Origin of the sequence: Streptomyces sp. NPDC050147 (genome assembly GCF_040660195.1) — a bacterium.
Classification (GTDB): Bacteria; Actinomycetota; Actinomycetes; order Streptomycetales; family Streptomycetaceae; genus Streptomyces.
The window spans coordinates 26,071-48,709 of sequence record NZ_JBFALJ010000043.1 but is presented as its reverse complement, the minus strand read 5'-3'; the positions used below and the strand labels follow the sequence as shown (position 1 = coordinate 48,709).

Below are 22,639 nucleotides of genomic sequence, written 5' to 3'. Positions count from 1 at the left end.
CCTGTGCGGGTATTGGTGATCGTGGCCAACTGGGACGGGACAGCCGGGCAGGGGGTGTGACCAGTGGCAGGGCCGATCGGCCGCCCCCGCCCTTCGCGTGTCCCCGGGCCCCGGGCCACAGGTCAGGGGCCCACGCGCTCCCGCGCGAAACGCAGCGAGTGGGCGAAGATCTCTTCCACCGCCTCGTCGGACGCTCCGTACCAGCCGTGGTCGGCGCCCGGCACCGTGCGCAGCTCCACCGGCACGTCCGCGTCCCGCAGCCGTGCGGCGAGCGCCTCACCGTGCGCCACCGGGATCATCGTGTCCTGTTCGCCGTGGACCACGAGGAAGGGCGGGGCGTCGCGGTGGACCCGGGCGACGGGGCTGGCCGCCCTGGCACGCTCGGGCACGTTCGCGGGGGCCGCGCCGAGCAGCAGGGCCTCCGGTGTGGTGGCGCTGCGGGGGTCGAACGGGCCGCAGGGGACGGTGAGGTCGCTCGGGGCGTACCAGATCACGGCTCCGGAGGCCGGGACCGCCGGGTCGAGCGCCAGGAGCGAGGCCAGGTGCCCGCCCGCGGACTCGCCCCACACCACGGTCCGTGCGGTGTCGACGCCGAGCTCCGGCGCTCGCAGCTCAAGCCAGCGCAGCGCGGCCCGCAGGTCGTCGAGCGGGGCGGGGAAGGTGGCCTCGCCGCTGAGCCGGTAGTCGGCGCAGGCCACCGCGAAGCCCGCTGCCGCGAGGCGCGCGAAGGGGCCCGGGACCCAGTGCCGGATCCGCATCCCCATGTCGTCACGGCGTCCCCGCCGCCATGCGCCGCCGTGCACGAAGAGCACGAGAGGCGCGGGCCGGCTCCCGGTGTCCGGCAGCCAGAGGTCGAGCTCCAGCGGCCGGCCGCCCTCGACCTCGGCGTACGGGACGCCGCGAAGGAGCCGCGGGTCCGCGGCCGGCAGCGGTGCGACGTCCGGGTGGGGCGCGGCGATCAGGGCCCGCACGGCGTCGCTCACCGGGTGAGCCACTGGTGCTCGGGCAGGAAGCGCACGTCGTACTGCTCGGGGACGGTGGCGAACTTGTCGGGCGTGGGTATGACGGGCTCGCGCGGCAGGCCGAGCGCGTCGGCGGGCGCCCCGAGGTTCTCGAAGAAGCGCTCGAAGGTGCCGCCCGGCCCCGCGGCGACACCGACGACCTGGCTGTGGTGGCGCTCCATGCGGTAGGCGTGCGGACAGTTCTTGGGCACGAAGCCGAAGTCGCCGGGGGTCAGGAGCTTCTCCATCTGCTCGCCCTCCAGGTCCTCGACGAAGAGACGGACGGCGCCCTGGGTGACGTAGAAGACCTCGTACGTGTCGGGGTGCAGGTGGGCCGGGATGACGTTGCCCCTGGGGCCCTCGACGGTGAAGAAGTTGAAGCCGTTCTCGGTCTGCTCGCCGCCCGCGTAGATGGTGATCAGGTCGCCGAACAGATGGGCGCGGTCGCCCTCGCCCTTCTCGATGACGTAGGGCTTGCCGGGCTCGGCGGGGATGCGTGAGGAGCGTCGGTGGCGGGTGGCGTACTCGATGGTCATGGGGGCTCTCCCGGGGATGGCTGGGAAACAGGGAACGTCAGGTAGCCTGACATAATGAGTCCGACGCAGGCAAGGGACCACCCTCGAACCCATAAACTTTTCGACATGCACGCCACCGCCCGTAACCTCCCCCACCTCCTCGGCGACGCCCGGCGCTGGTTCGAGGACGCGCTCCTCGCGACCCTGGAGGAGGCGGGGGAGATCCATGTCTCGCCGACCCAGGCGGGCCTCTTCGCCGTACTCGACCAGGAAGGCACGACGGTCTCCGAGCTGGCCCGCCGAATGGGCGTCACCCGGCAGACCGCCCACCAGGCGGTGCACGGCCTGGTCGCGGCGGGCCTCCTGGAGCAGGTCCCCGACCCTTCGTCGGGCCGGCAGCGGCTCATCCGGCGCACCGCGGAGGGTGAGCGCACGCACCGCAGGGCGGAAGGGGTCCTGCGCCGCGTCGAGCAGGAGCTGGCCGACCGGATCGGCGAGCAGACGGTGCGCGCGCTGCGGGCGGCACTGGAACTCCCGTGGGGCAGCCCGCCGGTCCTCGGCCCGCCCAAGGGCTGAGCACCCCCGCCGCCCCGGGAAACGCGAACGCCCTCTCCCTGTGTCAGGGAGAGGGCGACGCGTACTGCTCCGGGCTACTGCTCCGGGCTACTGCTCCGGGAAATGGCCCCGGGATACGGCTCCGGGCTACGGCAGGTTGCGGGCCATCACGATCCGCTGGACCTGGTTCGTGCCTTCATAAATCTGCGTGATCTTCGCGTCGCGCATCATCCGCTCGACCGGGTAGTCACGGGTGTAGCCGTAGCCGCCGAGGAGCTGGACGGCGTCCGTGGTCACCTCCATGGCGACGTCCGAGGCGAAGCACTTGGCGGCCGCGCCCTGGAAGGTGAGGTCCGCGTCGCCGCGCTCCGACTTGGCCGCGGCGGCGTACGTGAGCTGCCGCGCGGCCTCGATCTTCATGGCCATGTCCGCGAGCATGAACTGCACGCCCTGGAAGTCGCCGATCGGCTTCCCGAACTGCTTGCGCTCCTGGACGTATCCCTTGGCGTAGTCGAGGGCGCCCTGCGCGATGCCGAGCGCCTGGGCCGCGATCGTGATGCGGGTGTGGTCCAGGGTCTTCATCGCGGTGGCGAAGCCCGTGCCCTCCTCGCCGATCATGCGGTCCGCGGGGATGCGAACGTTGTCGAAGTAGACCTCGCGGGTCGGCGAACCCTTGATGCCGAGCTTCCTCTCCGGGGCGCCGAAGGAGACGCCTTCGTCCGACTTCTCGACGACGAAGGCGGAGATGCCCTTCGAGCGCTTGGTCGGGTCGGTCACGGCCATCACCGTGTAGTACTCGGAGACGCCCGCGTTCGTGATCCAGCGCTTCACGCCGTTGAGGACCCAGGAGTCCCCGTCGCGGACGGCCTTCGTCTTCATGCCCGCCGCGTCCGAACCGGCGTCCGGCTCGGAGAGGCAGTACGAGAACATGCCCTCGCCCTTGGCGAGCGGCGTCATGTACTTCTTCTTCAGCTCCTCGGACCCGGAGAGGATCACGGGGAGGGAGCCCAGCTTGTTCACGGCCGGGATGAGGGAGGACGAGGCACAGACACGCGCCACCTCCTCGATCACGATGACCGTGGCGAGCGCGTCGGCGCCCGTGCCGCCGTAGTTCTCCGGTACGTGCACGGCGTGCAGGTCGGAGGAGACGAGGGCGTCGAGCGCCTCCTGCGGGAAGCGGGCCTCCTCGTCCACCGCGGCGGCGAAGGGCGCGATCTTCGCCTCGGAGAGCGAACGGATCGCGTCGCGGAGCATGTCGTGCTCCTCGGACGGGCGGTACAGGTCGAAATCAGCCGATCCGGCCAAGGTCTCTCACGCTCCAAGGATGCTAATTACCGTTAAGTAACCCGAATTTTAGAGGGCGGCACCGGCGAGGGATACGTGAGCTTGCCGACAGCGGGTGGCGAGCCCTCCGGCGGGCCCTCGGTGCAGCCGACCGCGATGGCGGAAATGTTCCCGGTCAAGGGCCCGACTATGCTCGGGCACCGCACTGACGGCCGTAGACCCCTGGAGCACCGCATGGCCCTCAAGATCACTGTGATCGGCACCGGCTACCTCGGTGCGACGCACGCCGCGGCCATGGCCGAGCTCGGTTTCGAGGTGCTCGGCCTCGACGTCGTGCCCGAGAAGATCGAGATGCTGCAGCGGGGCGAGGTCCCGATGTACGAGCCCGGCCTGGAGGAACTGCTGCGCAAGCACGTCGCCGGGATCGAGGGCTCCAGCGGGCGGCTGCGCTTCACCATGGACTTCGCCGAGGTCGCGGCCTTCGGCGACGTCCACTTCGTCTGCGTGAACACCCCGCAGAAGCACGGCGAGTACGCCTGCGACATGAGCTACGTCGACAGCGCCTTCGCTCAGCTCGCCGCGCATCTGACGCGCCCCGCGCTGGTCGTCGGCAAGTCGACCGTGCCGGTCGGCTCCGCGGACCGCCTCGCGCGCGAGCTGGCCGCGAACGCGCCGGTGGGCGCGGAGGCCGAGCTGGCCTGGAACCCGGAGTTCCTGCGGGAGGGCTTGGCCGTCAAGGACACGCTGCACCCGGACCGCATCGTCGTCGGCGTACGCAGCGCGCACGCCGAGAAGCTCCTGCGCGAGGTGTACGCGGGTCCGGTGGGCGAGGGTTCACCCTTCGTCGTGACGGACTTCCCGACCTCCGAGCTCGTGAAGACCGCGGCCAACTCCTTCCTCGCCACGAAGATCTCGTTCATCAACGCGATGGCCGAGGTGTGCGAGGCCGCCGGCGGTGACGTCGTGAAGCTGGCCGAGGCGCTCGGGTACGACGACCGGATCGGCAAGAAGTTCCTGCGGGCCGGTATCGGGTTCGGCGGTGGCTGCCTGCCGAAGGACATCCGGGCGTTCATGGCGCGGGCGGGCGAGCTGGGGGCGGACCAGGCCCTGACCTTCCTCCGTGAGATCGACTCCATCAACATGCGGCGGCGCGGGCAGATGGTGGAGATGGCGCGCGAGGCGCTGGGCGGCGGGTCCTTCCTGGGCAAGCGGGTCGCGGTCCTCGGCGCCACGTTCAAGCCGGACTCGGACGACGTCAGGGACTCGCCCGCGCTGAACGTCGCCGGGCAGATCCACCTCCAGGGCGGCCAGGTCACGGTGTACGACCCCAAGGGAATGGCGAACGCGGCCCGCCTCTTCCCGACGCTGGCGTACGCGGATTCGGCCGTGGAGGCGGTGCGGGGCGCGGACGTCGTGCTGCACCTGACCGAGTGGCGCGAGTTCCGCGAGCTGGACCCGGCGACGCTGGGCGAGGTGACCGCGGAACGCCTGATCCTGGACGGCCGCAACGCACTGGACCCCACGGTGTGGCGCGCGGCGGGCTGGACTTACCGGGCGATGGGGCGGCCGTCGGCCTGAGGGGCAGCGCGGCGGACGGGCGTCGGCCCGGGGGCGTCAGCCCTTCCCGGCCGCGCCCTTCCGTGCCCGGTACGCCCGCATCTTGGCGCGGGCCCCGCACACCCCCATGTCACACCACCGGCTCCGCCCGGCAGGGCTCCGGTCGTAGTACGCCCAGTGGCAGTCCGGGGCTTCGCACGCCTTGAGGCGGGTCCAGGTTCCTGCCGCGACCGCCTCCGCGATGGCCGCGGCCACCCGTGACACCAGTGGTGCGGGGTCGGCCGGCGCGAGCGAGGCCGAGCCGTCCTCCGCGTCGACCCGTACCAACAGGGGCGCCGCCGAGAGGAGTTGATCCAGCGGCGGCGCGACCGCGTGCGGCCCGTGACCCGCATGGGCGAGGCACGCCACCCGCAGCGACTCCCGCAGTTCTCGCGCCGCCGCCACCTCCGCCCCCGGCGCGAGGCAGAACGGCGCGCACCCCTCCGCCGTTTCCAGCGCGTCCGCGCCCGACTCCAGGTCCAGGGTGTTCACCAGCGCCTGGATCAGCGCGAGGCCCCCGGGAGCAGGTGCTCTGTCATTCATGCTTGCGACGTTACCGCCAATGCGGGAGTATGCAGTAACCGTTACTGCTAGAACTCACCTACCGGTAACCAACCGAGGAGAAGCCATGCCCCTCGCAAAACTCGGCGTCGTCGTACTCGACTGTCCCGACCCCCTCGCGCTCGCCACCTTCTACGCGGCCGTACTCGGCGGCACCCCCAAGTCCGACGGGGACGGCTGGGTGACCCTCGAAGGTCACGGCGGCACACCGCTCGCGTTCCAGGCCGCCCCCGGCCACGTGCCGCCGCAGTGGCCGGAAGCCACGCACTCGCAGCAGTTCCATCTGGACCTCGACGTGGAGCGGGCGCGGCTGGACGCCGTCGAGAAGGAGGTGCTCGCGCTCGGCGCCACCGCGCTGGACGCCGAGGACCGCGAGCGGAGCTTCCGCGTGTACGCCGACCCTGCTGGGCACCCGTTCTGTCTCTGCGCCTGCTGAACCAACCCGTGCCCGCCGCACCTCCACTTGGCGGAGACCGGAGACCGGAGACGGAGAAAGGAACGCCCATGGCACCCGTCGGACGCCTGCGCAACGTCGTGCTCGACTGCCAGGACCCCTACCAACTCGCCGAGTTCTACGGCCACTTGATCGGCGGTGAGATCGAGAGCGATGCCGAGGAGGACGACGACTGGATCACCCTCCAGGCCCCCGGCGGTCTGCGCCTCTGCTTCCAGGAAGCCCCCGGCCACCGCCCGCCCGACTGGCGGCCACACGTGGACTCCGGCTCCCAGCAGGCCCACCTCGACATCGACGTGGGCCCGACCGTCCAGGACGTCGAGCGAGCCCAGGAACGCGTCATCGCCCTGGGCGCCAAGCCGCTCGACATCGACGACGACAACGGCGAGCGCGACTTCCGCGTCTACGCCGATCCGGCAGGGCATCCCTTCTGCCTCTGCCGGATCGACGCGGACTGAGCTCACCCCTGCGTCTGCTGCCGCAGCCGCTCCCGCGCCGCCCGTGCCGCGAAGTCCGCGCCACGCAGCACCCGTTGGACATTGCCCCACGTCAGGCGGGCGAGGTCGTCGTCGGGCCAGTCGCGCTCCATGAGCTCGGCGACGAGATGCGGGTAGCGCGAGGTGTCGGCCAGGCCCTCGGGGTGCGGGGCCGAGGTGTCGTACGTCCCCGACAGGCCCACGCACTCCGGGCCCGCGAGGCGGCGTACGTGGTCGAGGTGGTCCGCGACCTCGCTGATCGAGGAACCCGTCTGCTCGGCCGCCAGGGGCACCAGACACAGGCCCTTGGCGGCGCCGACCGCGGCGAGCAGGTCGTCCGGGAGGTTCCCCGGGGCGTCCCGCAGCGCGCGGGCCCCCGAGCGGGTGAACAAGGCCGGCGCCCTGGAGATGGTGAGGACCTGGCGTGCCGTGGCCTCGGAGGCGCCGGACAGCTCGGCGAGCACCCCGAGCCTGTTGAGCTCGCGGACCACTTCCTCGCCGAACGGCGTAAGACCCTCCGGGCCCGCCCATGACGTGCCGGAAAGCGTGAGCGAGCACAGGCCGAGGGTGTGCAGGGCGCGCAGCGTGGCGAGCGAGTCACCGATCGCCTCGCCGCGCGCCGGGCCGATCAGGGCGGCGATGCGCCCGCAGTGCCGGGCGTCGGCCACCTCGGACGCGGTGTGGGCCAGGCGCAGCCCCTCGGAGTACCGGGCGATGACGTGCTTGGCGAGGTCGAGCTGTTCGAGGGTCGCGCCGAGCACGCGGTCGCCGGTGACGCTCTCCGGCACGTGTACGGACCAGAACTGTGCGCCCACGCCGCCCGCCCGCAGCCGGGGCACGTCGGCCTCCACGGCGCTGTCGCCCAACTCCAGGTCGTACCAGCGCAGTCCGCGCAGCGCCCAGGGCAGTCCGCTGCAGCCGTCGGCGACGGGGTGCGCGGCGAGCAGCGCGCGGGCGAGCCGGAGCGGGTCCGGCGCGGGTGGTTCGGGGCCGAGCTGCCGCTTCCGCGGCTCTGGCCCGGTCCTCGTTCCGGGCGCGGCCTCGTGCGCCGGTAGGGCCTCGTGCGCCGGTGGGGGCTCGGATATGGGCGGGGGCTCGGGGGACCGCGCGGACGGCCGGTCCAGCTCTCCGGCTTCGGCGGCGGTGTCGAGTTCGGCCTGCAGGTCTGCCATGACTGTGCTCCAGGCTTCGGGGTGGGTCCGGTCCACCGTGACACGCGCAGGCCGCGGCTTCGCGGCGGGCGAAGCGTTCGGGGTACGAGGCAGTGGCGGCGGCACGCGAAAGGGCCCCGCCGATCGTCCGGCGGGGCCCCTTCGGTGTGTGCGACAGACGGCTCAGCCGCCCGAGACGGTGACCTTCTCGTCGTTGTTCAGCTGGTTCACCATCTGCTTGACCTTGGCCTTGTCCCACAGGAGGTTGCCGCCGGTCGAGCCCGCGAGCGGCATGTTCATGGACTTGCCGTCGCCGCCGGTGACGCCCTTCATCGCCCAGAACATGGACGCCACGTCGAACAGGCCCATGTCCTTGTCGACGATCAGCGTGTCGAGGCCCGCGCCCATCGTGGGGTACAGCTTGAACGGGTTCATGACCGTGCCCGGCGTCGCCGCCTGGTTGGCCAGGGCCGCGAGGAACTTCTGCTGGTTCTTCGTACGGTCCAGGTCGCTGCCCGGCAGGGCGTAGCGCGTACGGACGAAGGCCAGAGCCTGCTTGCCGTCGAGGGTCTGCTTGCCCGCCTCGAAGTCGGCGCCGGACTTCTCGTCCTTGAAGCCCTTGGGGATGTCCATCTCGACGCCGCCGACCGCGTCCACGATCTTGGCGAAGCCGCCGAAACCGATCTCGGCGTAGTGGTCGATCCTCAGGCCGGTGTTGTACTCGACGGTGCGGACGAGCAGCTCGGGGCCGTCTTCCGCGTACGCCGCGTTGAGCTTCGTCTGGCGGCCCTGGTTCGGGTAGAGCTTCCCGGACTGGGCGCCCTTGAAGGAGGGGATCGTCACGTTCGAGTCGCGCGGCAGCGAGATCATCGTGTTTCCGCCGTCGTCCGCGACGTGCAGGATCATCATCGAGTCCGTGCGCTTGCCCGCGGCGGAGCCCGTGTGGAGATCCTTCTTGTCCTGGTCGGACATGCCCTCGCGGCTGTCGGAGCCGACGATCAGGTAGTTCGTGCCGTCGCCGCCGTCGGGGCGCTCGATGACCTTGGAGAGGTCGACCTCGCGCTTGAGCTTGGAGTCGGCCCAGAAGTACGTGCCGATCGAGACCGCGAGCAGCACGACGACGAGGGTGATCGAGCCGATCTTGAGGCGTCGGCGCCAGTTCGGGGCAGGACGGGGAGCAGGGGTGCCGTACCCGTCGTCGCCTTCGCCGCCCTGGCGGTAGCCGCCGCCCTGACCGCCGGCGTTCGGGGAGCCGTAGACCTGACCGGTGTTGTAGCCGCTGTCGTAGCTCTCCTGGCGGGAGCTGCGGGGCTCGAACATGTCGTCGCGCGCGTCGCCGTACCGCTGGCCGGAGCCGTCGTCGTACGAGTGCTGCTGCGGGACACCGCCCCCTTGCTGTCGGCCCGGACGGCCGGGGCCGCCGCGCTGGACATGCCGCATCACGCGGGCACCCTCAGGCTGGGTGTTCCCGCTGCCACGGCCGTACGCGCGGCCGTTGCCCTGGTCGTCAGGCCAATCGCTCATGTGGCCCAGTCTGCCGTCTCTGCCTACGTGCCTCACAGGGCAGACGGGATTTCGGTTCAGGGCTGTTGCAGAGCTGATGCAAAGCGGCCGGGCGCGGGCCCGACATACGTCCGACATAGGGTGGAGCGCATGACAGACCTGGCCCCTGGCACGGAATCGGAGATTCCGGGCAAGCCGACTTCGGCGTCCCGCACGACTCTCAGCCACATCATGACCCACAACGACACCAACCTCCTCGGCACGGTGCACGGCGGTGTGATCATGAAACTGGTGGACGACGCCGCGGGGGCGGTCGCGGGACGGCACTCGGGCGGGCCCGCGGTCACCGCGTCCATGGACGAGATGGTCTTCCTGGAGCCGGTGCGGGTCGGCGACCTCGTCCATGTGAAAGCGCAGGTGAACTGGACGGGACGCAGCTCCATGGAGGTCGGCGTCCGGGTCCTGGCCGAGCGCTGGAACGAGTCGACGCCCGCCCAGCAGGTCGGGTCGGCCTACCTCGTCTTCGCCGCCGTCGACGCGGACGGCAAGCCGCGGGGCGTGCCGCCGGTCCTTCCGGAGACTGAGCGGGACCGCCGCCGCTATCAGGAGGCGCAGATCCGGCGTACGCACCGACTCGCACGGCGCCGGGCGATCAAGGAGCTGCGGCAGGCGCGCGCCGCGGAGGGCCTCGACGACTGAGCGCGGACGCACGTGCCCGCCGGGCCCTCAGCGGCGCGGACGCCGTACATGCCCGCCGGGCCCTCAGCTCTTCTGGCACACCACCTGGTCACCGGTCACCGCGCCGAACTCGCCCTGGTAGGCGTCCTCCGCCCCCACCGGCCTGACCTGCTTGAAGTCCTGGCCCGCGAGCACCTTCAGGGTCGCGCCCTGCCCCCTCACCGCCCGCATCTGGCAGCCGGGCAGGGCCGTGGCCAGAGACTTCGCCGAGCGGTCCCAGCGCGGGTCGTACGCGACGATCGTGCGCTTCAGCAGCATGCCGGGCACATTGCCCGGGACCCGTGACGTCCGGAAGCCGGTGGCCCGCAGAGCGTTGTCGACCCGCTTGCCCAGGCCCGGCACGCCCGCGGCGTTGTCGACCTGCACCCGGATCTGCTGCGGTGACACGTCGACGATGGCCTTGCGCCCGAGGTTGTGCGCGGCGAGGGGACGGTCGTCGCGCAGCGCCTGGAAGAGCTTCGCGGACCTGACCGGGTCCCACTTCAGCGTCGACCCGATGCCCGGCACCTGTACGCCCTCGCTGCGCAGCGGCACGGTGGTGAACTCGGACGACTTCGGCGAGAAGCCGCGCATCGCTCTGCCCAGGGCGAGCATCTCGTTCGTGCCGAAGCCCTTGTCGGCCCGGACCGAGCCGAGCAGCGTCCTGGACACGTCCCGGAACTTCAGCGGGTTGAGCAGCACCCCGCTGCTGGTCGCCTTCGAGATCAGTGCCGCGAGGAACCGCTGCTGGCGCTTCATCCGCCCCAGGTCCGACGAGCCGTCGACGTGCCGCGTGCGGACGTACTGCAGCGCCGCGCCGCCGTTCAGCCGGTGCGTGCCGACGGGCAGGTTGAGCCCGGTGTACGAGTCCTGAAGCGGGCGCGACGTGCAGATCTCGACGCCGCCGAGCACGTCCACGGTCTTCATGAAGCTGGTGAAGTCGACCTCCAGATAGTGGTCGATCTTGACCTTCGTCATGTGCTCGACGGTCCGCACGGTGAGGTTGGGGCCGCCCTCCGCGTACGCCGCGTTCAGCTTGACCGGGTGCGCCTTGTGCCGGTCACCGGAGTTCCGGTCGACGTGCTCGGGCATCTCGGCGTAGCTGTCCCGGGGCAGGCTCACGACGCTGGCGCGGTCCCGGTCCTCCGAGATGTGCACGATCATGACCGTGTCCGTGCAGTGACAGGGAGCTCCGCCGAGGCGGTACTTGTCCTTCTCCACCTTGGTGATCTTGTCCCGGCCGTCGGTGCCGACGAGCAGGACGTTCATGCCGTTGCCCCCCTTGGGCCGGTTCTTCATGTCCTTGAAGGCGTCCACCCGTGCGATCTCGGTGTCGAGACTGGTGACGACGCCGTGCCCGATCCCGGCCGCCGCGAGCACCGTCACGGAGAACCCCGTCGCCGCCCGCTTGACCCACCGCGGTCGCCTGCGCTGCTTGACCGGTCGCCCCGCGGGCTGCTGCGCCGGCTGCCTCGCACGAGGCGGACGCTGTCCACGCGGTGGCGGGGTGGGGTAGCGGCGGGGCGGTGTGGGCACGTGGGGGGACACCTCCGCGGTGACGGGCCTGGGCCGGACGGGTAGGTGGAGGGAGTCGTGCGGGGCCTGGGGATGCGAGAACCGTAGGCCCATACGATCTGCGACCCGGGGCAGCAGGCCGGGCGGCGCGCGCCCGTGTCCCCCGTTCGCGGTAACGTGGCGCCGATGAACGCGACGCCTGACGAGCAGCTTCCTGCCGTATCCGTGATCATGCCGGTGCTCAACGAGGAACGGCATCTGCGTGCTGCCGTCTCCGCGATCCTCGAGCAGGAGTACGACGGTGAGATGGAGGTCGTCGTCGCCCTTGGCCCCTCCACGGACCGCACGGACGAGATCGCCGCCGAACTGGTCGCCGAGACCGCGGGCCACCGCGCGAGGGTGCAGACCGTCCCGAACCCCACGGGACGCACGCCCGCCGCCCTGAACGCCGCCATCAAGGCCTCCAGCCACCCGATCGTGGTGCGTGTGGACGGCCACGGCATCCTGTCGCCCGGCTACATCGCGACCGCCGTACGCCTCCTTGAGGAGACCGGCGCGCAGAACGTCGGCGGCATCATGCACGCCGAGGGCGAGAACGACTGGGAGCACGCGGTCGCCGCCGCCATGACGTCGAAGATCGGCGTGGGCAACGCGGCCTTCCACACCGGCGGTGAGGCCCAGCAGGCGGAGACCGTCTACCTCGGCGTCTTCCGCCGCGAAGCCCTCGAACAGCAGGGCGGCTACAACGAGGAGTTCATCCGCGCCCAGGACTGGGAGCTGAACTTCCGCATCCGCGAGGCGGGCGGCCTGATCTGGTTCTCGCCCGAGCTGAAGGTGCGCTACCGCCCGCGGCCGAGCGTGAAGGCCCTCGCCAAGCAGTACAAGGACTACGGCCGCTGGCGGCACGTCGTCGCCCGGTACCACGAGGGCTCCATCAACCTGCGTTACCTCGCGCCGCCGACTGCCGTCTGCGCGATAGCGGCGGGTGTCGTCGTGGGCGCCCTGGTCACGCCCTGGGGCTTCGTCGTCCCCGCGGGCTACCTCGCGGCGATCACGGCCGGGTCACTTCCCGCGGGCAAGGGGCTGCCGCTGAAGGCGCGCCTCCAGATCCCGGTGGCCCTCGCGACCATGCACATGTCGTGGGGCTGGGGCTTTCTGACCAGCCCGCGCTCCCTCGCCAAGAGGGTCATCGCCTCCCGGCGTCCGGCGGTACTCAGCGAGGCCTGAGGCGGCACCGAGCACAGCCGTACGGACCCGGCCCACCCAGTGGTGGGCCGGGTCCGTTTCTCACTTCCAGGTGAACGCCGGGTCCACGTGCATGCACGCCTTCTTGTCCGAGCCGTTGAGCGCCTCGGCCGAGTCCGGCGTCTTGTCGTTCTGCTTCGACTTGGGAGGTGCGTTTCCCTCCCGCCAGTCGGCGCCGACGACCAGGGTGACCCCGGAGACGTCCGTCGACTTCTTCACCGAACTCAGCTTCATGCCGAGGGACTTGGCGATCCTCTGGGCGTCGCCCTCCAGCTCGGCGCTCGGGAACTTGACGACGGTCTTGTCCTGCGTGAGAGCCGTCGTCGTGTCGGCCGCCGCCTTGGTGAAGCCCTTCCCGGCGAGGAGCTGCGTGACCGTGTTCGCGCGGCCGGTGACCGGCGGCTCGACATCCGTGCGGGTGCCGTTCTGCACCTGCACGGCGATCTCGCCGTCCTCGGCCGCCGGGTCGTCCGAGACCTTCTCCCCGGCGGGCTTCTTCTTGCCCTTGCCGTCCAGTGAGATGTCGTCGCGCACGAGGCGGAAGAGCTGTTCGGCGTCGCCCGGCTTGGGGATGACGCGAGCGCCCACGTACTCGTACGGCATGGTCGTCATCGTCGTCCGCTCCGGCGAGACCTTCTTGAGCTCGTTGCTGAGGTCGTAGAGCTTCTTCACGCTGCCGAGGCCGTCGTCGACCTTGAGCGCGCTGGTGGCCGTCTCGGCGAGCCTGCGCAGCTTGTTCGGGCTGCTCAGATTGGCGTTGTTCCGCAGCTCGCGCACGAGTGAGTTCATGTACATGTGCTGGGCCTTGGCGCGGCTGATGTCGGTGCCGCCGTCGAAGCCGTAGCGGGTGCGCAGCCACTGCAGGGCCTGCTCGCCCTTGACGGCCGTGGTGCCCTTCTTGAGCTTCAGGCCCGAGCCGTGGCCCTGGCTGTCGCGCGAGTGGATGTTGGCGTCCACACAGACCGGTACGCCGCCGATGGCGTCGGCCATGGAGACCACACCCGCGAAGTCCACCTCCATGAAGTGGTCGATGTGGATGTTGGTGAGCTTCTCCCAGGTGGCGACCGTGCAGCCGGGGCCGCCGCGGCCGAGCGTCTGGTTCGTCATCGTCCGCTGCGTCGACGCCTCGTAGACCTTCCCGTCGTCCGGATCGGTGCACTTGGGAATGGACAGCAACGTGTCGCGCGGCATGCTGATGACCGACATGTTCGTGCGGTCGGCCGACAGGTGCAGCAGCATCTGGACGTCGGCGAGCGGGGTGCCCCCGAAGGTCTCCTTGGCGCCGCCGAGCTTCTGGTTCTCCTTGGAGTCCCGCGCGTCCGAACCGATCAGGAGGATGTTCAGCGGGGTCTGGCCCGCAGCGTTCGGCGTGGGCTCGGGGGCCCGGTGCTCGCCGAGGGTCAGGTCGTCGGTCTCCAGGTTGTCGTTCAGGTGCTGGTACCAGAGATATCCGGCGCCGGCCGTGCCGAGGATCAGCACCGACAGGATCGTCGCCGACCAGCGCAGTATCCGACGCCTCGGACGCGGGGCCCGGCCGCCGCCCCCACGGCCGCCCTCACGGCCACGCCTGCGGTGCCCGCCGTCCGCCGAGGGCTCCCCTCCCTCGTGCGACGGGCCTCCTTCCAGGCCATGATCACTGGCGTGCGGGGCGCGTTCTCGCGCCCCCTCCCCACGCACGCTGCTTTTCCCCATCCCCTGCCCCTCCCCGCGCTACCCCGAAATACGGCCATCCTGCGCCCAGTCAGACGCAGAATGGCCGCCCCAGGTCACTTGGCGCACACAGTCTTGTCCGCTTCGACCTTCTGAATGCCCTCCGGCGCCTTCGACGGGGTGCTGATCGGCACTCCGGCCCCCTTGAAGTCGCCGCCGAGCGTCAGCTTGATGGCGGGGAGCCCCTGCGAGTTCTTCTCGCTCTTGCCGGGCTTCATCGCGGAACCGGAAAGCCCCATGACGTCGGCGAGCCGCCGGGCCTGATCGGCCTGGTCGGGGGCGTACTCCAGCGTCGTCTTCTTGAGGACGGACGGCGCGTTGCCGAGCTGGCTGGCTTTGGACATGCCCTCAGTGTTCTGCAAGTACGTGAGAGTTGCCTGAGCGGCGCCGGTCTTGCCGCTGCCGTTGTAGATGTTGACCCGTACCTCGGAGGCGTCGGACTTCTTGCCCTTGAGACGGGCGGCGACCGCTGCCTTCTCCTTCTTTTCCTTCTTCTTCACCGCGGTCAGCGACTCGTCCGCGCGCATCATGGCGAACAGCGGGTCGGCCTTGGCCTCGTTCACGACGACGGTCGTGTGGACCTTCTCCGCCGGGTTGTCGACCACGGGCACGGTCGCGAAGCTGAGGTTCTTCATGTCGAGCTTGCCGAGCTCCATGCCCAGGTCACGGAGTTTCATGATGTCCGCGATCGTGGAGTCGACCGTGAGCGCCTCGGTGCCCGCTTCGGCCAGCTTTATCATCTTCGACGGGCTGGTCAGCGTGTCGTTGGACTTGAGCTTGCGCATCAGCGAGCTGAGGAACTGCTGTTGCAGCTCGATGCGGCTCAAGTCGCCGCCGGTCCCCACGGAGTGGCGCGTACGGACGAACGCCAGCGCGTCCTCGCCCTCGATGGTGTGCTTGCCCGCGGGCAGCTTCAGATGCGAGTCCGGGTCGTCGATGTCCTTGGCCAGACAGACGTCGACGCCGCCGACCGCGCTGGAGAGCGTCTTGACCGCGTTGAAGTCGGCCACCATGAAGTGGTCCGGCACGATCCCGGTGATCTTCGTGACCGTACGCATGGTGCAGCTCGGCGTGCGGTCTTTCTGCCCGAGGCTCTCGTTGAAGCGAGCGCCCTTCGTGCCGGTGATCGTCTTCTTGCTGCCGTCCTTCATCGTGGTCGGGCAGTCCGGAATGTCCGTGATCATGTCGCGCGGGATGCTCAACGCGGTGGCGTTCGTGCGGTCCTTCGAGACGTGCAGCAGGATCGTCGTGTCGGCGTGGCCGACGCTCCCCTTGTCGCCGTACTTCTCGTTGCCCTCGCCGCTGCGCTTGTCCGTGCCCATCACCAGGATGTTGATGGCGCGGTCCTTGCTGAAGCCGCCGGTGCTCGCGCCGTCGTCCGCGATCGAGTTGATGTTGTCGTTGAGGTGCTCGTACCAGAAGTACGCGGTAGCACCCACCGCGACCAGGACGAGGGCGAGCGAGCCGCCCGTCCACATCAGGATCTTCTTGCTCTTGGACTTCTTCGGCTTCTGCTTGCGCCGCCCGCCCGCCGCTTCCGGCTGCGGAGCCCGCCGCCTGCGCTGCGGCGGCACATCGCGCTGCTCGTCACGGCGCTCGTCGCGTCGGCCATCGCGGCCGCGCGTTCCCTGGCGGGGCGAGGACCGCGGTGCTCTGCGGGGTCCAGGCACTGGAGATTGCCCTGTGGAAGGGCTCAGTCGCAGTTCGTAATCGCCGGTGTTCGGGTTGAGTACCCACTGGTCTGCGGGGTCGATGTTCTCCGCCCGCCCACGGCCTTGCGCGTCCACGGTTGTCTGCGTCCTCCGTCGGGGCCACGCGGCGCCATTCCCCCCTCAAGAAAGGCGCTCGGTCTGTCGTCCAGTGGTGCGCGGCCGCGAAGGGCCCTGCGCACCGGATCGCTCACACTATCCGCCCAGTTCGGCGTCGAACGACGCCGGTGACAAATTCCACTCCCCTACAACTGGGCAATCCGCCCCATTTCTTTGTGCGGGCGGTCTTGCGCTTGAGGATGTGTTTACTCGCAGGTCGTTCCGGCGGCCGTGTTGCCGCGGAAAGTGGGGGCGGGGCTCGGCGTGCGGGAAGGGTCGGCCGCCTGCTCGCCGCGGGGGTCCGGTCCGGGCTCCTCGCGTGTCACTTGGAGGGGTGCGTCCGTTCGGAGTCGCGTGAAGAGTTCGTCCGCCGCGGGCTCGACGAGTTCATCCCGATTGGCGTCGTAGACATACGACCGCCGGGGCACCGTGAGGAACTGCACCTGTTCTGTGGGGATGTTGCGCATGCCGCGCACCAGTTCGTACAAACCACGCAAACTCGCGAGAGCCGGGTCCGTCGTCAGCGAGGAAGTCGCCGCGTCGAGAACCGGATAGAGCTTCGCCGGATTGAGCAGGACGTCATTGCTCTGCACCTTGTTGACGAGCGCCGCGAGAAACTGCTGCTGGCGGTCCATCCGGTCGGTGTCGCTGCCGTCTCCGATGCTCTTGCGGGCCCGCACGTAACCGAGCGCCTGCTCGCCGTCGAGGGTGTGCCGGCCCGCGGGGAGCTTCAGATGTGCGGCCTTGTCGTTGATCGGCTCCCGCAGGCAGACCCGTACGCCGTCGACCGCCTCGACCATGTCCTTGAACCCGGCGAAGTCGACGACCATGTGGTGGTCGACGCGGATCTTCGTCATCTTCTCGACCGTACGAATGGTGCAGGCCGTCCCGCCGAACTGGAACGCCCAGTTGAACTGGGCGAATTGGGCCCGTGTCCGAGAGCCGTCGGCCATGCGGCAGCTGGGCAGGTCCACCATCACGTCCCGCGGGATCGAGACCGCGGTCGCGCTCTGCCGGTCGGCCGCGAGGTGCAGCAGGATCGTGGTGTCCGAACGCTGGGTGCCCCGGTCCCGGCCGTACTTCTTGTTGCCCCGCCCCGCCCGGGTGTCGGAGCCGATCAGCAGGACGTTCTGCGCGCCGTGCGCCAGCGGCGTCGGGCGCTCCTTCTCGTAACGTGCCAGCTCCGCCGCGGCGTCGGTGTCCTTGGTGATGTTGCCGTCGAGCTTGTTGTAGGCCGCCCAGCCCACACCCCCGGCCACCAGGACAAGACCGGCGGCGCCCATGGCCGTCCAGCGCAGCCAGCGCCGCCTGCGCCGGGCAATGCCCTCACCCGTGGGGCTGGAGCCCGTGCCGGGCGCGTACGTGGCCGGCGGGTCAGGCCGACCGCCGTCCGCGTCCGGGCGCTCCGGTCCGGCGGGCATGCCTGCGGTGTCGGACACGTGTACGGCCACCCCTCATCGCGACGTCGGTGCATGGTGCGCTCCTACGACCATGGACCGGCGTGACGCCGGTGGCCTGCGGGCCAGGGGCGCCCGTGGGCCGAACGGGGGAGGGGAGGGCGCGGCCGGCGCGGGGTGGGTCACTTGGCGGTGGCCGTGACCCGCTCGTCCTCGATCCGCTTCGCCAGACCCGCGTCGGCGAGCTGGTCGAGGTGGCGGCAGAGCACCACGGAGCCGCCCGCCGCGAGCGGGGCGTACAGACCGGAGCTGACGCCCTCCCAGGTGTCGTACGACAGCCCCGACAGGAGCCGCGAGCCGGGCGCGAGCCCCAGCGCGGCCGCGTCGGCGCGAGCCCGCTCCACCAGCTCCGCGCCCGTCAGCTCACCGGCCCCGCCGACGGCGACGGCGGGCTCGTCCGGGTCCACGGGCGCGTACGGCGTGAAGCGGTCGCCCTGGCTCGGTACCTCGACCGCGTAGTCCACGAAGCCCTCGGGGGTCTGCGGGAAGCGCCCGCCGAGCGGCCGGAGCGCGAGCGCGACCCGCTCCCCGGAGCAGGCCCGCGCCGCGTCCAGCGAGTCGGGGCCGCTGACGACGAGGTCGGCGCCCGCGGGGTCGCCGCCCACGTCGGCGACGACGCCGACGGACGAGCAGGCGAGCAGCCAGACCGCCGTCTGCCAGTGCGCGGGCAGCAGCAGCGCGAGCCGGTCGCCGGGCTGGGCGGCGAGGTCGTCCTGGAGCAGATTGGCGGTCTTGGCCACCCAATTGGCGAAGGTGGCCACGGACAATTCGACGCGCTCGCCCGTGGCGTCGTCGTAGAAGGTGATGAGGGGGCGGCCCGGGTCCGCGGCGAGCGCGGATCGCAGCAGGTCGGCAGGGGTGCGGTCGGTGGCGTTCACGGGCGCAAGGGTACGCGCGTGCCGCGTCGCCCCGGGCGTGGCGGTGGAGCGGCGGCCACCGGTTCGGCGGACAGCAGTCGACGGGCCGTCAATTCCCCAATGGACATATTTGTCCGTCTGTGCCAACTATCAGTCGTATGCGTGGATTTCTAGCTTCCTCGATCGGGGTCACGTGCGCGGTCGCCCTGGCCCTTCCCCTGACCCTGCCGTCGTCCGGCGCCCGTGCCGCGGCCCCGGCCGCTCAGTCACCCGCCGTGCCCTCCGCGGAATCGGTGCCGGGCACTACCCAGTCACTCCCGCTCGTCCCACTCGGCTCCGACCGCTCGGCAGGCGGCGCGGCCGGCGAACAGGGCCTGCTCCAGCGGGAGGTCCGCCCCTTCTCCCTGGTAGGCGTCGTCTGGGACGACCCGGACGACGAACTGCACGGCAGCGTCCAGGTCCGCACCCGGGCGAGCGGCACCGGCGTCTGGTCCGGCTGGCAGCCCGTGGAGACACACAACCACGAACACGCCGCCGATCCGGACGATCCGGAGCGGGTATCGGGCCGGGTCCGCGGCTCCACCGCACCGCTGTGGGTCGGCGACTCGGACGGGGTGGAGATCCGCGTGCGGGGTGAGGCGGAACAGCACCGCGGCGCCGCACAGCCCTCCGCGGGGCAGGCCCTGCCGAGGGGCCTGCGTCTCGAACTCGTCGACCCGGGCGCCGAGCCGCCCCCGCAGGGCACGACGCCCGAAGGCCCCCGCTCCCCGGCCCTGACCGCCGAGGCCGCCGCCGCGTCCGCGGTCAACGCGGACCTCGCCCCGCTCGGCGCCGCCGTCATCCCGGAGCTCGGCAAGAAGGAGACGGAGGCCGCCCTCATCGCCGCCCCCGGCCGCGCGGACGAGGCTGCGGGGAAGGGCAAGCCCTACGTGGGGCCGCGACCGCGGATCATCACGCGCAAGGGCTGGGGCGCGAACGAAAAGATCCGCGAGAGGAATTTCGCGTACACGAAGACCGTGAAGGCCGCCTTCGTGCACCACAGCGCGTCCGGCAACAACTACCGCTGCTCGCAGGCGAGCTCCCTGCTGCGGAGCATCTACCGCTACCACGTCAAGAGCAGCGGCTGGCGTGACATCGGCTACAACTTCGCGGTCGACAAGTGCGGAAACATCTACGAAGGACGTGCCGGAGGTGTGGCCAAGCCCGTCCTCGGGGCCCACACTCGCGGTTTCAACAGCAACAGCATGGGCATCGCCGTCCTCGGTAGCTTCGGGTCCTCCAGCCCGCCCGCGGCCTCCGTGAAGGCCATCGCCCGGCTGACCGCGTGGAAGCTCGGCCTGTACGGCGCGAACCCGCGTGGAAAGACATACCTGAGGTCCGGGGGAGGGAACCTCTACAAGAAAGGCCGCAACGTCCGGCTCCATGTGATCTCCGGGCACCGTGACGGTTTCGCCACGGAATGCCCCGGTAGTCGCCTGTACCAGAAGCTGGGCAAGGCCCGTGCCGACTCGGCCCGCTACCAGGGCCGCTGAGACCGCTCCCGTACCACGAAGCACACCGCACGACCCGCACACCGCACGACCCGCACAGCGCACGACCCGCACAGCGCACTGCACTATCTGCAAAGCCATCTGCATACACTGGCCGGCCGCGACTCAAGTTCGGCCGGCCCCAGCAGGAAGCAGAGACGACAGGTGACAGAAGCGATCCTCCTGGTCGGCGGCAAGGGCACCCGGCTTCGTCCGCTCACGGTGCACACACCCAAGCCGATGGTTCCGGCGGCGGGCGTCCCGTTCCTCACCCATCAGCTGGCGCGGGCCCGCGCGGCGGGCGTGGACCACATCGTCCTGGCGACCTCCTACCTCGCCGAGGTCTTCGAGCCGTACTTCGGGGACGGCTCGGCCCTCGGCCTCCACATCGAGTACGTCACGGAGACCGAGCCCCTCGGCACGGGCGGCGCGATCCGCAACGTGGCATCGCGCCTGCGCTCAGGGCCCGACGAGCCGGTCCTGATCTTCAACGGCGACATCCTCACGGGCCTGGACATCCGTGCCCTGGTCGCGACCCACGAGGAGTCGGGAGCAGATGTCTCCCTGCACCTCACGAAGGTCGACGACCCCCGCGCGTACGGCCTCGTGCCGACCGACGCGACGGGCAGGGTGCAGGCCTTCCTGGAGAAGCCGCAGACGCCCGAGGAGATCGTCACCGACCAGATCAACGCGGGGGCGTACGTCTTCCGCCGCTCGGTCATCGACACGATCCCGGCGGGCCGCCCGGTGTCGGTCGAACGCGAGACGTTCCCCGATCTGCTCGCCTCCGGGGCCCACCTCCAAGGCATGGTCGACTCGACGTACTGGCTGGACCTGGGCACGCCCCAGGCCTTCGTACGCGGCTCCGCCGACCTGGTGCTCGGCCGCGCCCCGTCCCCGGCGATCCCGGGCCGCTGCGGCGACCGCCTGGTCCTGCCCACCGCCACGGTCGCCCCGGACGCGAAGCTCACCGGCGGCACGGTGGTCGGCGAGCACGCGGTGATCGGCGAGGGCGCACGCGTGGACGGCAGCACGGTCCTCGCGGGCGCGGTCATCGAACCGAACGCGGTCGTCACGGACTCACTGATCGGCGCGGGCGCGAGGGTGGGCGCACGCACGGTCCTCGCGGGCGCGGTGATCGGCGACGGCGCGGACGTCGGCGCCGACAACGAACTGCGCGACGGCGTACGGGTGTGGTGCGGGGCCGTGCTGCCGGCGAGGGCGGTGCGGTTCTCGTCGGACCAGTGATTCTCGGCCGGTCCGGCGTTCGAGGGCGGACTCGGCGGAGTCGGTGATGCCGGCGGCCAAGGCCTGCGCCGGCGGCTCGCGGCGGAGCCGCAAAGTGTCACAGTCGGGAGAGTGCGGGATCGAGGGCCGAAAAAAGCCCCTACCCTCGTACAGATGTCATCCCGTTTCGCCCCCCGCACCACCCCCACCCGCACCACGGTGCGCGGCGGCGAAACGGCGATCCCCCAGGGCACGGGCCGCGGCAGCACGCCCCGCCAGGCCGCCAGAACCCGCACCTGGACCCCGCCCTACCCCCTGAACCTGGGTCTGACGGTGGGCCCCCTGCGCAGGGGGCCCGCGGACCCCACCTTCCGCGTGACCCCCGACGGCTCGGCCTGGCGCGCGAGCCGGACTCCGGAGGGCCCCGGCACGCTCAGGGTCGCCACGCGCGGCGGCACGGTGGAGGCGGAAGCGTGGGGCGAGGGCGCCACCTGGCTCCTGGACCAACTCCCGCAGCTCCTCGGCGCGTCGGACACCCCGGAGGACTTCACCCCCCGCCACCGCCTCCTGGCGGCGACAGCGCACCGCAGGCCCGGCCTCCGCCTGATCCGCACGGGCCTGGTCCTGGAGTCCCTGATCCCGTCGATCCTGGAACAGAAGGTCACGACGGACGAGGCGTACCGCGCGTGGCGCCTCCTGGTCCGCAAGTACGGCGTACCGGCTCCCGGCCCGGTCCCCGCCCAGCTCCGCATGCACGTCATGCCGGATCCGAGGACCTGGACCCTGATCCCGTCCTGGGAGTGGCACAAGGCAGGCGTGGACAACAAGCGCGCGTCGACGATCCTGCGAGCGGCGCGAGTGGCCGCACGCCTGGAGGAGGCGGCGAAGATGCCTCCGCTCAAGGCCCAGGCCCGCCTGGAACTGATCCCGGGCATCGGCCCGTGGACGTCGGCGGAGACGATCCAGCGCAGCAACGGCGCCCCGGACGCGGTCACGGTGGGCGACCTCCACCTGCCGGGGATCATCGGCTACGCGCTGGCGGACAACCGCACGGCGGACGACGAGGAGATGCTGCGCCTCCTGGCCCCCTACGAGGGCCAACGCCACAGGGCGGCCCGCCTGATCCTCCTGAGCGGCCACACCCCACCCCGCAGAAAACCAAAGATGCCCAAAACGGACATCGCCCTGCTGTAGCCCACCAGCGGAGCACCCAGAACGGACGGACAGCGCCCCCGCAAGGGGCGCAAGGAACGGCGCGAGCAACCACAACGGGCCGGCAGCGGCCCGGTAAGGGGCGCGGGGAACGGCGCGACAAGCCCCCACAAACCCGCAGCGGCCCGGTAAGGGGCGCGAGGAACGGCGCGAGCAACCACGAGGACCCGCAGCGGCCCCGTAAGGGGCGCGAGGAACGGCGCGACAAGCCCCCACAAACCCGCAGCGGCCCGGTAAGGGGCGCGAGGAACGGCGCGAGCAACCAC

Annotated in this window: 20 protein-coding genes; 9 read left to right on the top strand and 11 right to left on the bottom strand. The window is 70.9% G+C overall.

Going from position 1 to position 22,639, the window contains the following annotated elements; translation table 11 throughout:
* Positions 1–122: 122 nt before the first annotated feature.
* On the bottom strand, positions 123–983 hold the full coding sequence (locus tag AB0I94_RS40235) for an alpha/beta hydrolase (protein WP_363314775.1): 861 nt from the start codon (positions 981–983) through the stop codon (positions 123–125).
* Positions 980–1,537: a quercetin 2,3-dioxygenase gene (locus AB0I94_RS40230; protein WP_363314774.1), complete on the bottom strand. Its 558-nt coding sequence runs from the start codon at positions 1,535–1,537 to the stop codon at positions 980–982. Before AB0I94_RS40230 ends, AB0I94_RS40235 begins: the two co-directional genes overlap by 4 nt.
* A 105-nt stretch (positions 1,538–1,642) precedes the next feature.
* Between AB0I94_RS40230 and AB0I94_RS40225 the strand changes: the two genes are divergently transcribed.
* Positions 1,643–2,092, top strand: coding sequence for a MarR family transcriptional regulator (locus AB0I94_RS40225; protein ID WP_363314773.1), 450 nt, complete (start codon positions 1,643–1,645; stop codon positions 2,090–2,092).
* A 126-nt stretch (positions 2,093–2,218) separates the two neighbouring features.
* On the opposite strand, the gene AB0I94_RS40220 is transcribed toward AB0I94_RS40225, so the two are convergent.
* Entirely contained in the window at positions 2,219–3,376 is a 1,158-nt protein-coding gene (locus AB0I94_RS40220) for an acyl-CoA dehydrogenase (protein WP_363314772.1), read from the bottom strand.
* Positions 3,377–3,589: 213 nt separating this feature from the next.
* Between AB0I94_RS40220 and AB0I94_RS40215 the strand changes: the two genes are divergently transcribed.
* Entirely contained in the window at positions 3,590–4,933 is a 1,344-nt protein-coding gene (locus tag AB0I94_RS40215) for a UDP-glucose/GDP-mannose dehydrogenase family protein (RefSeq protein ID WP_363314771.1), read from the top strand.
* A gap of 36 nt (positions 4,934–4,969) precedes the next feature.
* Here AB0I94_RS40215 and AB0I94_RS40210 read toward each other — a convergent pair whose 3' ends face one another.
* Positions 4,970–5,494 (bottom strand): CGNR zinc finger domain-containing protein, encoded by a 525-nt coding sequence (locus AB0I94_RS40210; RefSeq protein ID WP_363314770.1) that lies wholly within the window; start codon positions 5,492–5,494, stop codon positions 4,970–4,972.
* Positions 5,495–5,579: 85 nt separating this feature from the next.
* Here AB0I94_RS40210 and AB0I94_RS40205 point away from each other — a divergent pair, with 85 nt between their 5' ends.
* Positions 5,580–5,948 carry a VOC family protein gene (locus tag AB0I94_RS40205; protein ID WP_363314769.1) on the top strand — a complete coding sequence of 123 codons (369 nt, stop codon included), beginning with the start codon at positions 5,580–5,582 and terminating at the stop codon, positions 5,946–5,948.
* A gap of 68 nt (positions 5,949–6,016) precedes the next feature.
* A complete protein-coding gene (locus AB0I94_RS40200) occupies positions 6,017–6,424 on the top strand; it encodes a VOC family protein (protein WP_363314768.1) in 408 nt (135 codons plus the stop codon).
* Positions 6,425–6,426: 2 nt separating this feature from the next.
* Here the strand turns inward: AB0I94_RS40200 and AB0I94_RS40195 are convergent, their stop codons facing one another.
* Positions 6,427–7,614, bottom strand: a complete 1,188-nt coding sequence (locus AB0I94_RS40195; RefSeq protein ID WP_363314767.1) for a dipeptidase — start codon at positions 7,612–7,614, stop codon at positions 6,427–6,429.
* Between the two features lie 162 nt (positions 7,615–7,776).
* On the bottom strand, positions 7,777–9,117 hold the full coding sequence (locus AB0I94_RS40190; RefSeq protein ID WP_363314766.1) for an LCP family protein: 1,341 nt from the start codon (positions 9,115–9,117) through the stop codon (positions 7,777–7,779).
* A gap of 129 nt (positions 9,118–9,246) precedes the next feature.
* Between AB0I94_RS40190 and AB0I94_RS40185 the strand changes: the two genes are divergently transcribed.
* A complete protein-coding gene (locus tag AB0I94_RS40185) occupies positions 9,247–9,795 on the top strand; it encodes an acyl-CoA thioesterase (RefSeq protein WP_363314765.1) in 549 nt (182 codons plus the stop codon).
* 63 nt (positions 9,796–9,858) lie between these two features.
* Here AB0I94_RS40185 and AB0I94_RS40180 read toward each other — a convergent pair whose 3' ends face one another.
* Positions 9,859–11,442: an LCP family protein gene (locus tag AB0I94_RS40180; RefSeq protein WP_363314764.1), complete on the bottom strand. Its 1,584-nt coding sequence runs from the start codon at positions 11,440–11,442 to the stop codon at positions 9,859–9,861.
* Between the two features lie 72 nt (positions 11,443–11,514).
* Between AB0I94_RS40180 and AB0I94_RS40175 the strand changes: the two genes are divergently transcribed.
* On the top strand, positions 11,515–12,555 hold the full coding sequence (locus tag AB0I94_RS40175; protein WP_363314763.1) for a glycosyltransferase family 2 protein: 1,041 nt from the start codon (positions 11,515–11,517) through the stop codon (positions 12,553–12,555).
* 60 nt (positions 12,556–12,615) lie between these two features.
* Here the strand turns inward: AB0I94_RS40175 and AB0I94_RS40170 are convergent, their stop codons facing one another.
* From AB0I94_RS40170 to AB0I94_RS40155, 4 genes are all read right to left on the bottom strand, one after another.
* Complete coding sequence (locus tag AB0I94_RS40170) at positions 12,616–14,265, bottom strand: LCP family protein (RefSeq protein ID WP_363314762.1); 1,650 nt, start codon at positions 14,263–14,265, stop codon at positions 12,616–12,618.
* Positions 14,266–14,339: 74 nt separating this feature from the next.
* Entirely contained in the window at positions 14,340–16,070 is a 1,731-nt protein-coding gene (locus tag AB0I94_RS40165) for an LCP family protein (RefSeq protein WP_363314761.1), read from the bottom strand.
* A 227-nt stretch (positions 16,071–16,297) separates the two neighbouring features.
* Positions 16,298–17,530 carry an LCP family protein gene (locus tag AB0I94_RS40160; RefSeq protein ID WP_363314760.1) on the bottom strand — a complete coding sequence of 411 codons (1,233 nt, stop codon included), beginning with the start codon at positions 17,528–17,530 and terminating at the stop codon, positions 16,298–16,300.
* Positions 17,531–17,670: 140 nt separating this feature from the next.
* The gene (locus AB0I94_RS40155; protein WP_363314759.1) at positions 17,671–18,426 is read right to left on the bottom strand and encodes a TIGR03089 family protein; all 756 of its coding nucleotides are present in this window, start codon (positions 18,424–18,426) and stop codon (positions 17,671–17,673) included.
* Positions 18,427–18,563: 137 nt separating this feature from the next.
* Between AB0I94_RS40155 and AB0I94_RS40150 the strand changes: the two genes are divergently transcribed.
* The 3 genes from AB0I94_RS40150 to AB0I94_RS40140 all read left to right on the top strand — a co-directional run bounded on the left by AB0I94_RS40150 (position 18,564) and on the right by AB0I94_RS40140 (position 22,355).
* Positions 18,564–19,937 carry a peptidoglycan recognition protein gene (locus AB0I94_RS40150; protein ID WP_363314758.1) on the top strand — a complete coding sequence of 458 codons (1,374 nt, stop codon included), beginning with the start codon at positions 18,564–18,566 and terminating at the stop codon, positions 19,935–19,937.
* 162 nt (positions 19,938–20,099) lie between these two features.
* The gene (locus tag AB0I94_RS40145; protein ID WP_363314757.1) at positions 20,100–21,182 is read left to right on the top strand and encodes an NDP-sugar synthase; all 1,083 of its coding nucleotides are present in this window, start codon (positions 20,100–20,102) and stop codon (positions 21,180–21,182) included.
* Positions 21,183–21,335: 153 nt separating this feature from the next.
* Positions 21,336–22,355, top strand: coding sequence for a DNA-3-methyladenine glycosylase 2 family protein (locus tag AB0I94_RS40140; protein WP_363314756.1), 1,020 nt, complete (start codon positions 21,336–21,338; stop codon positions 22,353–22,355).
* Positions 22,356–22,639 lie beyond the last annotated feature (284 nt).

Coding starts and splice junctions, on each gene's coding strand:
- AB0I94_RS40230 (WP_363314774.1), bottom strand. CDS start 1,537: ATGACCATCGAGTACGCCACCCGCCACCGACGCTCCTCACGCATCCCC.
- AB0I94_RS40215 (WP_363314771.1), top strand. CDS start 3,590: ATGGCCCTCAAGATCACTGTGATCGGCACCGGCTACCTCGGTGCGACG.
- AB0I94_RS40175 (WP_363314763.1), top strand. CDS start 11,515: ATGAACGCGACGCCTGACGAGCAGCTTCCTGCCGTATCCGTGATCATG.
- AB0I94_RS40170 (WP_363314762.1), bottom strand. CDS start 14,265: ATGGGGAAAAGCAGCGTGCGTGGGGAGGGGGCGCGAGAACGCGCCCCG.
- AB0I94_RS40185 (WP_363314765.1), top strand. CDS start 9,247: ATGACAGACCTGGCCCCTGGCACGGAATCGGAGATTCCGGGCAAGCCG.
- AB0I94_RS40190 (WP_363314766.1), bottom strand. CDS start 9,117: ATGAGCGATTGGCCTGACGACCAGGGCAACGGCCGCGCGTACGGCCGT.
- AB0I94_RS40140 (WP_363314756.1), top strand. CDS start 21,336: ATGTCATCCCGTTTCGCCCCCCGCACCACCCCCACCCGCACCACGGTG.
- AB0I94_RS40205 (WP_363314769.1), top strand. CDS start 5,580: ATGCCCCTCGCAAAACTCGGCGTCGTCGTACTCGACTGTCCCGACCCC.
- AB0I94_RS40225 (WP_363314773.1), top strand. CDS start 1,643: ATGCACGCCACCGCCCGTAACCTCCCCCACCTCCTCGGCGACGCCCGG.
- AB0I94_RS40200 (WP_363314768.1), top strand. CDS start 6,017: ATGGCACCCGTCGGACGCCTGCGCAACGTCGTGCTCGACTGCCAGGAC.
- AB0I94_RS40150 (WP_363314758.1), top strand. CDS start 18,564: ATGCGTGGATTTCTAGCTTCCTCGATCGGGGTCACGTGCGCGGTCGCC.
- AB0I94_RS40180 (WP_363314764.1), bottom strand. CDS start 11,442: ATGGGCCTACGGTTCTCGCATCCCCAGGCCCCGCACGACTCCCTCCAC.
- AB0I94_RS40195 (WP_363314767.1), bottom strand. CDS start 7,614: ATGGCAGACCTGCAGGCCGAACTCGACACCGCCGCCGAAGCCGGAGAG.
- AB0I94_RS40210 (WP_363314770.1), bottom strand. CDS start 5,494: ATGAATGACAGAGCACCTGCTCCCGGGGGCCTCGCGCTGATCCAGGCG.